12 protein-coding genes are annotated in these 13,783 nt (G+C 41.5%); 6 read left to right on the top strand and 6 right to left on the bottom strand.

Translation table 11 applies throughout. From position 1 onward, the window contains the following. Positions 1-50 precede the first annotated feature (50 nt). Positions 51-1,049, top strand: coding sequence for a DUF1350 family protein (locus tag RMY27_RS21860; protein ID WP_322666730.1), 999 nt, complete (start codon positions 51-53; stop codon positions 1,047-1,049). Positions 1,050-1,391: 342 nt separating this feature from the next. Here RMY27_RS21860 and RMY27_RS21855 read toward each other — a convergent pair whose 3' ends face one another. After that, positions 1,392-2,984 (bottom strand): alkaline phosphatase D family protein, encoded by a 1,593-nt coding sequence (locus RMY27_RS21855; RefSeq protein ID WP_322666728.1) that lies wholly within the window; start codon positions 2,982-2,984, stop codon positions 1,392-1,394. 432 nt (positions 2,985-3,416) lie between these two features. Here RMY27_RS21855 and RMY27_RS21850 point away from each other — a divergent pair, with 432 nt between their 5' ends. Beyond that, entirely contained in the window at positions 3,417-4,091 is a 675-nt protein-coding gene (locus RMY27_RS21850; protein WP_322666727.1) for a hypothetical protein, read from the top strand. Between the two features lie 338 nt (positions 4,092-4,429). Continuing rightward, entirely contained in the window at positions 4,430-4,750 is a 321-nt protein-coding gene (sugE, locus tag RMY27_RS21845; protein ID WP_322666726.1) for a quaternary ammonium compound efflux SMR transporter SugE, read from the top strand. Between the two features lie 301 nt (positions 4,751-5,051). Here the strand turns inward: sugE and RMY27_RS21840 are convergent, their stop codons facing one another. Further along, a complete protein-coding gene (locus RMY27_RS21840; RefSeq protein ID WP_322666724.1) occupies positions 5,052-6,116 on the bottom strand; it encodes a GHMP kinase in 1,065 nt (354 codons plus the stop codon). A 397-nt stretch (positions 6,117-6,513) separates the two neighbouring features. On the opposite strand from RMY27_RS21840, the gene RMY27_RS21835 reads away from it, so the two are divergent. After that, a complete protein-coding gene (locus RMY27_RS21835; protein WP_322666722.1) occupies positions 6,514-6,933 on the top strand; it encodes a hypothetical protein in 420 nt (139 codons plus the stop codon). Positions 6,934-7,420: 487 nt separating this feature from the next. Here the strand turns inward: RMY27_RS21835 and argC are convergent, their stop codons facing one another. From argC to glpK, 3 genes are all read right to left on the bottom strand, one after another. Then, the gene (gene argC, locus RMY27_RS21830; RefSeq protein ID WP_322666720.1) at positions 7,421-8,395 is read right to left on the bottom strand and encodes an N-acetyl-gamma-glutamyl-phosphate reductase; all 975 of its coding nucleotides are present in this window, start codon (positions 8,393-8,395) and stop codon (positions 7,421-7,423) included. Between the two features lie 72 nt (positions 8,396-8,467). After that, positions 8,468-9,070: a hypothetical protein gene (locus RMY27_RS21825; protein WP_322666719.1), complete on the bottom strand. Its 603-nt coding sequence runs from the start codon at positions 9,068-9,070 to the stop codon at positions 8,468-8,470. 103 nt (positions 9,071-9,173) lie between these two features. Beyond that, a complete protein-coding gene (gene glpK, locus RMY27_RS21820; protein ID WP_322666767.1) occupies positions 9,174-10,709 on the bottom strand; it encodes a glycerol kinase GlpK in 1,536 nt (511 codons plus the stop codon). Positions 10,710-10,883: 174 nt separating this feature from the next. Here glpK and RMY27_RS21815 point away from each other — a divergent pair, with 174 nt between their 5' ends. Both RMY27_RS21815 and RMY27_RS21810 read left to right on the top strand, forming a co-directional pair. Beyond that, a complete protein-coding gene (locus RMY27_RS21815; protein ID WP_322666718.1) occupies positions 10,884-11,072 on the top strand; it encodes a hypothetical protein in 189 nt (62 codons plus the stop codon). Positions 11,073-11,463: 391 nt separating this feature from the next. Next, complete coding sequence (locus RMY27_RS21810) at positions 11,464-12,189, top strand: type II CAAX endopeptidase family protein (RefSeq protein ID WP_322666716.1); 726 nt, start codon at positions 11,464-11,466, stop codon at positions 12,187-12,189. A gap of 197 nt (positions 12,190-12,386) precedes the next feature. Here RMY27_RS21810 and RMY27_RS21805 read toward each other — a convergent pair whose 3' ends face one another. Next, positions 12,387-13,556: a PAS domain S-box protein gene (locus tag RMY27_RS21805; RefSeq protein ID WP_322666714.1), complete on the bottom strand. Its 1,170-nt coding sequence runs from the start codon at positions 13,554-13,556 to the stop codon at positions 12,387-12,389. Positions 13,557-13,783 lie beyond the last annotated feature (227 nt).

Here is a 13,783-nt window from a genome sequence, read left to right as displayed (position 1 = left end):
AAAAGCAATAACTTCAGTTTGGAGATTCAGCATATACCTACAAATAAGTCATGGTAAATATGAATCTAAAACTGAGATTTAAACCAGTTTCTCACAGTTGGGTTGCTCTACATCCAAAGCCTAAAGGGGTAATTCAATTTATTGCTGGGGCTTTCTTTGGTACATTTTGCCCTATGCTTTTTTATCGTTATTTGCTTCAATCTCTATTTGAGCAAGGATATACAATTATTCTTTTGCCGTTTAATTTTACTTTTAACCATTATGTAGAAGCTGGTTTTCTCATGAGAGAACAGTATGAAATTCTGCCAGAGCTTGTGAAAATGGCAAGTGTTGCAGGATATGATTATGAAGCTTATCTAGATGATAAAAACTTTTTTTGGATTGGACATAGCCTTGGCTGTAAATATATCTCGCTGTTAGAAGGATTTACTGCTCTATCTCCAGATGCTCAAGATAGAGAACAGTTTATTCGGAACCTGCTATCTAATACTTCCAATGATTCAGAGATAGCAAGTGTGATTGCAGACATTAACATTCTCTTTGATGAACTAACGCGAAAAAGGGATGAAGTTGAAAAATTAATTTGTACTTATGTAGGTCGGAAAATCAAAATTAATAGTGTTTTCATTAAAGGACAGGTTTCTATCCTCTTAGCACCTGCCATTGCTGACACAGGAAGCGCAATTCGTCCTCAATTTTTAGCGGATATCATCGATAATCTTGGTTGGGGTGTGAAACCAACTGTTGAAGAAACTCAGTATTTAATCAAGGATAGTGAGCTATTTAATATCATGGGTTTAGTCTGTTTCAAATCAGATGATATTGCTAAATCAACCTGTGAATGGTTTACTAATATTCTGCAAAAGCCACCGCAAGATTTTCGTAACACTGTAGCAGGTGGACATTTAAGACCTTTAGGTATTCAGCTAGCTAAGTATGTCGTTAATCTTTTTGATAAACCATTAATTGAATCAGTTCAAGAGCGAAACAAAGCATTTGAGCATAATGTAATTCAATTGCTTGAAGAACTGAAAGAAAAATCAAGATAATGGGCATTGAGCATGGGGGCATTGGGCATAAAAGGCAGAGGTGCAGAGGAGCGGAGAACCCAGGGCAAACGCATCTAAATATTGAAGACGAATGATCAAGATGGAATTCTTCAAAGTGTTACCACATAAGACTTTCAAATTGGTACTTCATTAACTTATAAATAGGTTTAGTAATGTACTAGAAAACACAAAGTAAATGTGCGTAGGTGCAGCCCCTAAAAGTAGACATCGCTCCTCTTTTCCTTTAAGAATTGGGGGAGTGATCGCTTAGTTTCCTCGCTTGAATCGTGTGGGAGCGATGTCTACGACCTGACTTTTCCACATCCTGCGATTTAATACCTACTAGACTTGTGCTACAAATCCCTGATTTGGCAACTCGAAGGAAGCCGCCGTAATGACAGGTGCATTTGGATCAGACACTGTAATTCCGGTAGGTTGAGATTGAGGCAGCAGTCGGTAGTCAGTACGCCAGCGTTCGCGGTTCAGATCGCAGCGAACATAACCGCGCAGTCTCCCATTGAAATATTTCACCCACGGGTTCTGTGGCAATGCTGCTTCTACGTCGAATGTCCAAGGACAACTTGAACTGATCGAAGTACCAACAAACTCAGTCGCTACTGTTTGTGAGTTGGGGTCGTCGAAGTTAACCTTCAGGTCATTAACCCAGCTAGAATGCCAGTCACCAGTAATGACTACGGGGTTTGAGGGGCGGCGTTGCTGGATGAAACCGAGAATGCGATTGCGAGAGGCAACATAACCATCCCACTGGTCAAGGTTGAAGACTTCTCCCGCTCCGGTATCATAGTCAAACTGAGCCATGATAGTCTGTTGGGCAATGACGTTCCAGCGTGCGCCAGAGCGATCTAGTCCTTCAAATAGCCACCGCTCCTGCTCCGAACCAGTCATTGTGGCAGTTGGGTCAGTAGCCTCAGCGCATCGTGGCTTACGCCCGTCACCACAGGGTTGATTGGTACGGTACTGACGAGTATCTAGGACGTTGAATTCAACGAGGTCGCCAAAAGTCAACCGTCGGTAGAGCTGCAAATCAAGACCTCTAGGCTTTGAGAAGTCCCGCAGTGGCATGTGTTCGTAGTATGCTTGAAAAGCAGCAGCACGACGGGCAAGGAACACCGAGCGTAATTGGACTTCGGGATCTTGAGGAATTTCGTCTGCCCAATTATTGTCAACTTCGTGGTCGTCCCAAGTGACTAGCCAAGGAAATGCAGCATGAGTTGCTTGTAGGTGTGGATCAGTCTTGTACAGAGCGTGGCGGTTACGGTACTCCTGCAAGGTAAATGGTTCACCATTGCCATCGTGCGATCGCAGCGCAGTTGTACTCGGTGGGCCTTCATAAATATAATCACCGAGATGAACCACTAAGTCTAAATCCTCTTGAGCCATATTTTTGTAGGCTGCATAATAACCACTTTGCCAGTTTTGGCAGGAAGCAAAGGCAAAGCGGAAGCGATTAACGCGATCGCGCGGGTTAGGAGCTGTGCGAGTCCGCCCGATTGGACTAACTTCATTGCCCACCCTAAACTGATACCAGTACCATCGTGCAGGTTGTAATCCTTGCACTTCTACATGAACAGAGTGTCCAAATTCTGGAGTAGCCATCTGTGTGCCACTGCGGACAATTTGCCGCATCTTTTCGTCGCTAGCAATCTGCCACTGCACTGGAACATTATATGGGGGCATCCCACCACCATTGAGCGGATCGGGGGCTAAACGCGTCCACAGTACTACATTATCTGGAAGTGGTTCACCGGAAGCAACACCTAGACTAAAGGGATAATTAGAAAATCGGGGCAGGGCTTGAACTTTGTTAGACCATTGATTGGCGATCGCAAAACCAGTTAAAGCTCCAGTTCCAATCAAAACTTGTCGCCGTCTCAAGCGACTTGATAGCAAGCGCTCGAAGTTGAAGTTCTGCATATACTCCCCTGATTGTCACGTTTGAATCACAGCAAAGTGTAACAGCGCAACTTTAATCCCTCTTTGCAATCAGGTTAAGCGTTGATTATTCCAATACAACCCTAATTGTTTAATCTAAACAAGGCGTTCAGCGATGCCGAAGGCGGCAAGCATCGAGTGCCGCCTTCGGCATCGCTCTCTTTTCCTCGCTTGAATGAGTAGTAATTATTAGCTTAGAGGCTATGCCTTGAGCAACTATGTTACCTTTTTCAACTTTAGAAGCTCTACCTATTGAGTGACAACGAGCAGAGGATTCATAATTTACAATGAGCCAGGATTTAACTAATTGATAGTTATATGCTGGCTGTCTTATAAAACTTCTAGCATTAACAGAGAGATACTATAAAACTCAATTAATTGTGTCTTTGGAATTTATACAGCTAAATGAAGATTATGACTCCTAAACTTGCATTATGGTTACTGTGGACTGGATTTATCGCCTATATTTTATTGTTGGCACCGCCCTTGCACTTAGATGAAACGCTAACGCTGCTAAAAAATATATTTACTTTTCAGTGGGCTGCTATTAATCCAATTATCCTTTCTTTATTTTCTCTAGTGGGTATTTGGCTATTAATTTACAGTAGTTTATTGTTCATTGATGGCAGGATGCAACCAATTCCTTTTTGGCCTTTTGCCGTAGCATCAGTAGGCTCAGGTGTAATTGGTCTTTTGCCGTATCTGGCTTTGCGTAAACCTAATCAACAATTTTCGGGACAAAAAGATGTTTTTTTGAGTCTGCTGGATTCTCGCTTTTACGGTATCGTCTTAACTTTCAGTACAGTTGTTGTGCTTGTCTATGGTTTTGCCTTCGGTGATTGGGGAGATTATGTGCAGCAGTTTCAAAACGATCGCTTTATCAATGGTATGAGTTTGGCATTTTGCCTGTTTTATCTTTTATTTCCTACTGTTGTTGGTGATGACATGGCTCGTCGCCGTTTCCCTGATACCCAGGTATTTTTAGCAGTGGTGTTTGTTCCCTTACTCGGTTCTCTTGCTTATCTTTGCCTGCGCCCACCACTAGTGTTATCAAGTATTCGTGAAGAATCATTAATAACTAATCGCTAAATATCGGCATTTTTCAATTAGTTCCGTGAGTCAAGATTGGGCGGGCTGGGCGATCGCTTAGTTAACTTTAAGAACCTGTTAACTAATTCGTCTGCCAATCGCTTTTGAGAATCCCATAATCAACAATATCTACGTAATCAACCCCATTTAAATCTATGTTGACGGCGACAGCACTCATAAACCATACCAATTTTTTGCATAACTTATGCTAATGCGGGGTTATGGAAAAAGTGTCTCGAATGAATGGGGTGAAGCCGCAATATTTCTTTATATTTAATATAAGAAAGATCGTTAACAAATAAAAGTTTTAATTTTTACAATGTGCAGGAGAATAAATAATGGCGTGGGTATATTTGTTGGTTGCAGGGTTATTAGAGATTGCATGGGCAATTGGTCTGAAATATTCACAAGGCTTTACTAAGCTGGCTTTCAGTATTCCCACAGTTGTTTGTATGATATTGAGTTTTTTCTTTTTATCGATAGCACTACGCACATTACCAGTAAGTACTGCTTACGCCGTTTGGACTGGGATAGGAGCAATGGGTACGGCTTTATTAGGAGTCTTATTATTTGGTGAACCTGCTTCTGTAAAGCGTTTTATTTGCATTGGCTTAATTTTGTCAGGTGTACTGGGACTCAGATTAGTATCAAGTCATTAAACTTCTTGCAAAAGTCGGGGTAAAGGGAAGGTGGGGCCCCCTCTGGGGATAAGGGGCAGGGGAAAAGGGTAAAGAAACTCAAAATCCTTTCCCTTTAACCTTTTTCCTTTTCCCTAAGAGTGCAAAAATATATTTTTGCAAGAGGTGTATTAATCCTGCCAAACAGAAGCCTAACTTTTCCTGTTGGCGATCAGAGGGACAATCGATTGGGGAGGCTATGGACTATGTGCCCCACATTAGGAGCGATCGCATTTCTACAGTTACAGGAATTGCAAATAAAACTAATTTTTTAGTCCCATGATTAACTATTAGGAGTTGGTAGTCTTGAAATAGTTAACTGTAAGGCTTGCATTTGAGGAAAATCACGCTTAATAATTTCGATAGCTTTTCTTTGACTCTCTTTATTTTTAACGATCAGTTGTGCAGTGCCATCCCCTTGAGAACCTACGCCTTTTCCTCCGAAGATATAAGGCTTAAGTGGCTCGTGATGGAGAAGCAAATGCAGCTTTTTTGCAGTTAATTGCTCAGGACAAGCCGGAACTACGTGTAGATCAAATTCCGTTTGGGCTTTTGTCATTAAAGCTCCAAGAAGTTGGGCATCTCCGAGTTGTATTGCTTCAACTGCTGCCTGGGTAATTTCAGAGCTAATAGAACCAAAATATTTTTGCACATTTTGCTCTATTGAATTAGTAGCCAAAGGATAACACTGATTCAATCGTCTTAGTATTTCTTGTGTGTTTTTGGTACCGCCGAGATCGACAATCACAAAAAACAAATCCTCACTCACTTTCAATTCGAGTAGGTCGATTTTTTCACCATCAAATATCATCAATATTGGGCGATTTCCATAAGCACAAGCCTGATCCATACGGCCACAAAGGCTAGGAGTGGTTCTTTCTCCCAGATAGGCAAACTCCATTTCTGAACGAATTGTCATCTTCAAGTCATACACACGATTAAAAGACCGAGCAATCAAAACACAAAAGGCAGCACTCGAAGATAATCCCTTTTGGATGGGTAAGTCGGTTAGATAATTATCAACCTCAAGCCCGCCAACATCATAGTGAGTCAGAATTTGATAAGCTGTACCAGCAGCATAACTAAAAAAACCACCCTTTGCCGCTATGCGTTTCAAGGTATTAGATTCCATAGGTAATCTCAACGGTTCATAACTCCTGCCATTATTGAGAGAACTATGAATAATTAATTCAGTAGAATTAGCTTTAATAGAGGCATAAATTCCTTGATTAGTACCAACAATTAAGGTGTAGCCCTTTTCGATAAGAGGATTAACACTGCGATATTCTCCTGCCCAATCGCTGTGTTCTCCGAACAAACAAAGACGCCCTGGAACAAAAATTTTCATTTTAAGTTTCCTGTTCTTAATCGAGGTATATTATTCTGATTAACTTGAATAAACAACATACCATTCATCACTCCAATAGCTCACGTCAGCAAAGCTTTCGGCAATAAGAGAGAGAATCGATTGGGAAACGATGGACTACCCTCCATCTAGCGAAGCGATCGCTCTTTGAAAAAAAATTTTTGGTTTACTGTTTTTTAGTTAATGTGTCAGTTTAATTATTGTCCACTCAGTAAATACAACAAGCTTTAGGCTAGAATTACGTTGTTAGTAGGTGTAATTATCCAAATATCCTTATTTTAGATAATATTGCTATTGTCTAAAATCAGGAATACAAGGATTAGCGATCGCACTGAAATTTGGTTGTTTACCGATCATAAGATTTGTAGAGGGTACTACCATGCAAAATATGCTAAAACGCGCATTCCTACCTGGATTGATGGCTGCTACTTTAGCTGGCACTGGCTTAATCCCGGTTCAACCTGCTTCTGCTGATGACCGAGTTATTAATAATGCAGCTATTGGAGCCGGGGCAGGTGTATTAAGTGGGGTTGTAACAAATTGTGGTTCCGTATTAGACAATGCTTTTAAAGGTGCTGCTGCTGGTGCTGCTGTTAATGCTGCCAATGGTGCAAGAAGTGCCAGAGCCAGAAGAAGAAACGGACGTTTACCTGTTCAAGATATCGGTGTAGGTGCTGGTGCTGGTGTATTGGCAGGTGCAATTTCTGGTGGTTGTGGAACTACCTGGAAAAATGGTGTCAATGGTGCTGCGGCTGGTGCTGCGGTTCATTTATTAGATAAAAGACCCAGGAGAAGATAATCTGTCATTGATAACTCGTCATTTAGTCACCCAGCACGAATTATCAATAAAAACCTTCAGGCGCAGAGCGAACATAGTGCCTTGCGGTACTCTTTAAAAGATTGGGGACACGACTCGCTTAAATAGCCAAAGTTGCGTATGCCCTCTGTAATGTGGTGTACTTAGCCCTGTTTTATTACTTTTGAAAAACAATAATCGAAGCCAAAGACTAAAACTTTGATTTCACCAAGACTTAAAGCTTTATTTTCTAATAGAAACTAAAATTTATAGACAAAAACTGGAAAACAAAGCTTCACGACTCTTTTGGTTATCGCATTCTCTCAAAGGGAGAAAACAGGGTTAAGTTTAAATATTCAAGCGACTTGTAGTACAGGGCAAAGGGGCAGAGGGGAAAACTTACTGCAACTTCTCCTCCTGCTCCTCTGCTCCCCCGCTCCTCTGCTCCCCCGCTCCCCCGCTCTCTGCTCCCCTGCTGCTCAACCCTTTTTCATGACAATCCCAACTCTTCTGGAAAACCGAGCATGATGTTTAGGTTTTGGACTGCGGCTCCTGATGCGCCTTTACCCAGATTGTCAAGACGAGCAACTAGCAAGACTTCTTTGGTGGTGTCATTGGCAAATACAAAAACCTGAACAATATTAGTACCGTTCAGTGCGATCGCATCCAGAAATGTTCCGTCTCTGAGCAGTGTAGAATCTTGGTATGGAGCAACCTGCACGAACTTTTCACTTTGGTAGTAGTCAGCGATCGCTTCATAGATAACTTTACCTGATGGTGGATTATCCAAAGTTCCCAGTGGTAAAGGTACTTGTACTAACATCCCCTGCTCAAAATCCCCCACGGCTGGTACGAACAGCGGCGGTGATGCTAACCCTGAATACTGATGCATTTCTTTGACGTGCTTATGCCCAAACTGCAAACTGTAGATACCATAAGGGTGGAGCGACTTTGTGCCGACTTGCTGTTCGTGGAAGGTATCATATTGTTTAATCAGATTCTTTCCGCCACCAGAGTAACCTGACACTGCATTAACGGTGATGGGAAAGTTACTGTTCAGGATTCCTTTAGCAATTAACGGACGGATACAAGCTAAAAATCCTGTGGGATAACAGCCCGGATTGCTGACAAACTGCGCGCTGGCGATTTTCTCTCGCTGTCCTGGATTTAGTTCAGGGAAACCATATACCCAGTCTTTAGCTGTGCGATGGGCACTACTAGCATCAAGGATCTTAATCCTATTATTACTGACTAAGCTAACAGCTTCACGAGCCGCATCATCAGGCAGGCAGAGAATGATAACATCAACAGCATTGATTAGTTTGGTTCGCTCATTTGCATCTTTACGTTTAGATGCTTCAATGCTAACTAACTCAATATCATCACGCTGGTTCAGGCGTGAGTATATTTGTAAGCCTGTGGTTCCTGATTCCCCATCAATGAAAATCTTCGGTTTAGTAGTCATGCGCTTCTTATTATATGAGAGTGATATTTTGACAAAGTAAGAGTTATTTTAACGATAGATTTTTGAATGAAATTAACCTGCTTTCACCATCCACACCAAAAAGCTCAGAATTGATTCGATAGGAGGAAGAGAATAATCCATTAAATCAATTGTGACTGTTTGACCCTCTAGTTTCAGAAATCGCCATTGGGTTCCACTGCTTACAGTACCGTAAACTGCTGTTAAAGGTTGTTCTCTGGCTTGATTGAATCGCTGCGCAGCTACCATTTCTGCAATGCATTGTCCCAACCCAGATTTTAAATCTGATTTTTTTGCTTCAACAATGACAATTGCAGGTGCTTCCACCGTTAATTGTTCAGGTGAACGGCAAAGTAGGAAGTCACATACACCGTTGAGTCCAATACTCGCATCAACGTTAAACTCTTCCCCTGAAAATACGCTAATTGTAGAATTAAAGATGCGTCGCACTTCCAGCAAAATAGGATTAATTATCGCCTCTGAACGAGCTTTTTCTGTATCGACTGCGATCGCCCACGGTAGATCCTCTAAAATACCTTGCAGTCTCAAACTTGGAGTAATGGGTTCAATCGAGTCTGGAAAAAAGCGGACTCCTTCTACAGTATTTAGATGAAAATCTTGTTTCACTCGGTCAATGTTGAATTGACTGTAGGGCATGATAAATCAATACTCCATCCATTTGCTTGATTGTAATAGTATTTGTTCCTTCGCCTTCCCCGTTTCAGGATATGGATTTCGCTTTAACTCATTTTTGGATTGGCTACTCCTCCCAAGCTAGAGTACGTTTCACTGCTTTTTGCCAAGTACCAAATTTGGATAAGGGGAAATCACTCTTCGGCTCAAACACACGCTCAATTTGCCGTTGTTCCACTAGTATTTCATAGCTCTGCCAAAATCCTACAGCTAAACCTGCCGCAAATGCTGCACCTTGAACGGTCGTATCGCGCATTATCGGGCGTTCAACTGGAATACCTAACACATCAGCTTGAAACTGCATCAAAAAATTATTCTCGCAAGCACCACCATCTACGGTTAATCGCCCAACTGGAGTACTACTAGATGCATTTATCGCCTGCACCACTTCCAGAACTTGATAAGCGATCGCTTCCAACACAGCCCGAACTAGATGCTCTGGTTGTACACTGGCGGTAATGCCGAAAAAGGCTCCCCTGGCGCTCATATCCCAATAAGGTGCGCCCAGTCCACTAAATGCAGGTACAAAGTAGACTCCACCATTATCTTTTACCTGATTGGCCATCGCTTCAGTTTCAGCAGCAGTTTTAATCAACTTCAGGCGATCGCGCAACCATTGAATACAAGCACCACTAGTAAACATACTACCTTCTAAGGCATAGCCTATATTTAAAGTATCGCTGGTATTTGCTTGTGTCCATGCCACTGTCGAAATAAGTTGATGGTGCGTAGGCGTAGCCCCTCGTAGAGAACGCACAATTTTTGATCCTGTGTGAGCTACTAAAAAGCTACCAGTACCATAAGTGCATTTCACCAAACCGGGGCGATCGCAGCCATGACCAAATAGAGCTGCTTGCTGATCTCCCAAGATGGCAGTAATGGGAATTTCAGCACCCAACAAAGTCGCATCAGTGACTCCAAATATTCCTAAACTCGGCTGAATCTGGGGCAAAATATGCGCCGGAATTTGAAACAGATCCAGTAAAATCTCATCCCACTCACAGGTTTTGAGATTCATCAACATTGTCCGGCTGGCGTTGCTGTGGTCAGTGGCGTGGACTTTTGCACCTGTGAGGTTCCACAACACCCAGGTATCAATAGTACCTACTAACACATTGTCCAGGTCAATATCAGTAACATTGTCTAATAGCCATCTGAGCTTAGTAGCTGAAAAGTAAGCATCAATGATTAATCCGGTGCGATCGTAAATTTCATCAGCGTAGCCTTGCTCTTGTAACTGGTGGCAAAGGGGAGCAGTACGCCGATCTTGCCAGACGATCGCTTTATGGAGTGGTTTACCAGTAGTTTTGTCCCAAATCAAACAGGTTTCGCGCTGTACAGTTAGTCCCAAAGCTGCGATCGCTGATGGTGTAATCTGGGCATTTGCAATTGCGGTTTGCATTACCCAACAGGTATCCTGCCAGATTTGTTGAGGGTCATGTTCTAACCATCCTGGCTGAGGATAATACTGAGTTAATTCTTTATATGCCTGCCCAACAATCTTGCCGTCTGCGTTAAATACAAAGGCGCGGTTGCCTGTCGTACCTAAATCCAGTGCTAAGATATAGCCCGATGATAGAGTTTTTTTGCCAAGTGTGTGCATAGCCGCTTTTAGTGTTGCGTAGGCGTAGCCCAACCTAGACATCGCGATTTTAGCAATACGCCTTCAATCACATATACATTATTTTGGGTACATTTTGAATTTCCTGTTTGAATAGCATTACGTCTCCGTAAGTCTAAAAAAGCTACGATTTTATGCAAAGTTGTACTTAGCACAATGGGTATTGATGTCCGCCTCAAATCCCAGACCTTCACAAGATTACAAGACGCTGTGCAGAATGGCACGCTTGTAAAGCCCAAAGACTTATTGTATCCTCGTTCCCAGCCTCCAGGCTGGGAACCAGTTGGGCAAGGGCTGTATTTTAACTTAGTGCCATTCGACGCTGTGCATTTTAATTATGTGTAAGTAAGTATATTGGCACAGAAAATAATTATCAAAATGCTGTTTTCAGAGGAATATTACACACAAATTCATAGAAGTTTTAGGATTAAATTTATGTGGCAATATACAAAGTGTCACTTTATTCGAGTTTAATTATGATGCTCATGTTTTATAGTTTGCATATAAAAATTAATAGTAAACCAATACGGTTCACCAAGATGTGAAAATCATCATCAAGACACAAATCGCCGTCTCTAATTATTGTGAAAACGGCGATTCATCGCGTCTCTTGCTTGAACCAACAGTATTAATAGTAAACCTGATTAATATAAATTTTATTACAAGTAATCATCCTAACTTGATATAAAAACTATAGATTTCAAAATAGATGCGATCTAAAAGTTAAAACCATCCCATGTTAAAAGCTAACCAAAATCAAAATGCACTACTAGCTTTGTTGTTACTTGTGCCAGTTCCGAGCATTGGTATTGCAACTCAGCTATATATACTCCCTGGCTTACAAGGACATTTAGTAGCTTTATTAGCTAAAATTTGGTTATTGCTAGTACCCATTATTTGGTTGTTATTTGTAGATAAAGAAAATTTAAAAGTTGAATATCCTAAAAGACGCGATTTATTAGCTGGAGTCGCATTAGGGCTATTAATGCTAGGCATCATGTTGATTGTTTATTGGCTGCTGGGTGCAAAATGGATAGATGTTGAATATGTTCGCAATCGAGCAACACAAGTGGGATTGAACAGTTTTGTGATTTACTTAGTAGGTGCAGTGTATTGGATATTTGTTAACTCTTTACTTGAGGAATTTGTCTGGCGTTGGTTTGTTTATCGTAAATGTGAAATTTTGGTATCAAGTCCTTTAGCTGTAGTACTGTCTGCACTATTTTTTACGATTCATCATGTTGTTGGTTTAGCAGCTTACTTCGACTGGCGTGCGACAACATTATGCTCATTGGGGGTATTTATAGCAGGGGCGGTTTGGTCATGGTGCTACTTAAATTATTGCTCGATTTGGCCTGGATACATCAGCCATATTTTTGCAGATATAGCAATTTTCCTGATTGGCTGGCAACTGATTTTTGCTAACAGCAGTTTTCATATATTTGAACCACATCTCTTGTAGGGGCGCGAGACCTTGCACCCCTACTGCGTGGTCTATTTACCTGAAAAAAGCTGTAAAAAAATAGACTTCTTGCATAAGTCCAGAAAAGGGGAAGAGGTTCTGTATTGTTCCCTTCCCCTTTAACCTTTACCCTTTCCCCCCTCTTGCAAAAAAACTTTTTGCAAGAGGTCTAATGTAATCAATCTACAGCGAACTAATCAATCAACATCTCTCAAGATAATATGTTTTTTTAAGTCGAAACTGATTATACCTTCGTCTTGTAATTTACCTATCAATCGTGTAATTGTTACTCTGGTGGTGCAGCAGGCGCTAGCAAAATCTTCGTGAGTAAAACGAACACTTAAGCGAGTTCCCTCTGGTACAGTTTCACCCACTTCTCGTTTTAAAAGTTTTAATAGATGGTGCAAGCGTTCTTGTACCCGCCGTCTTCCAGAAATGACTAAAAAAGATTCTGTTTGCTGTAACCGCTGATTAATCTTTGGTAAAAGTACATGGCTCAGTCTTGGAGAAGCTGTTATCTCTGCCGCGTAAATTGACACCAACTCAACATCAGCGAGGGCTGTTGCTTGGTAAATGTTTAAAGATGTCAAACTAGAACCAAAAACCATTCCTGGTGTTGCCAATCCAATCAGCACTTCTTCACCCGTTTCACAGTAGGTACTGAGTTTAACCAAACCCTGACAGACATACCAAACTACTAACGGGTTGAGGGGAATAGTTTCTCCTTTAGAATATTTATCCACGGGACGATTATTGAAGAGATCGTCGTCATTCTTGACTACTGCTGATTCTACTCTTTTACGTTCAGTAATATTACGTACTACCCAGCGGAGAGAAGTTGCCTTTCCCTGCGAATTGCGGGCAACTGCGACTGTCAAAGCTGCATCAAAAAACTCACTATGACGTTGTTGCAAGCGTATCAATAGCTCTCTAACTCTGTCTGATTGTGATAGTTGAATGAGTTCGCTACGAAGGTGCTGACGTTCTTCTAGAGGGACGAAGCTAATCATTGGTTTACCCACCATAAATTGCTTTGAAACATTGAGTAACTTAGCTGCGGTGGAGTTAGCTTCTTGGATAATTCCTTGTGTATTAGTCACTAAATAGGCGTCAGGGGCCGACTCGAATAAATCTTGGTAGTGTTGGCGTTCTGCTTCTAGCGAATTGCGTGTTTGTACTAGTTCCTCATTTTCATGATAAAGTTCCTCCGCCGCTAACTGTACTATCTTTGAGGTGTTATACAGTTCCTTAAAAGCTTGCGGCAGCAGATCCGGGGAAATCCAAGGTAGTACATTAGCAGTTTCGTATAAATCTGCTAAACGCTTGTGCAATACTTCTGTGCGTTGGATAAATTTTTCTATGTTCACCTTATAATCACCGCTACTTGCTTGCAGAGGTTGAGCATTTTCCCAAGGAATAATTTAGTGCTAATAATTCGTTTCCATTATTACTAAGTATAACTGATAAGACTGTCGCCAACTTCCATCACAAGAATCAAGCAACTACTACTAAAGACACATAATCTAAGTTAAGTTTGTTTGTGATTCTGAATACCCCGATAAAATTCATAACAAGATTCCCAGCTTTTTTAAGA

The sequence above is a fragment of the Nostoc sp. DedQUE09 genome, from assembly GCF_034530915.1.
GTDB lineage: Bacteria > Cyanobacteriota > Cyanobacteriia > Cyanobacteriales > Nostocaceae > Nostoc.
This window is presented reverse-complemented; position numbering and strand designations above follow the sequence as displayed.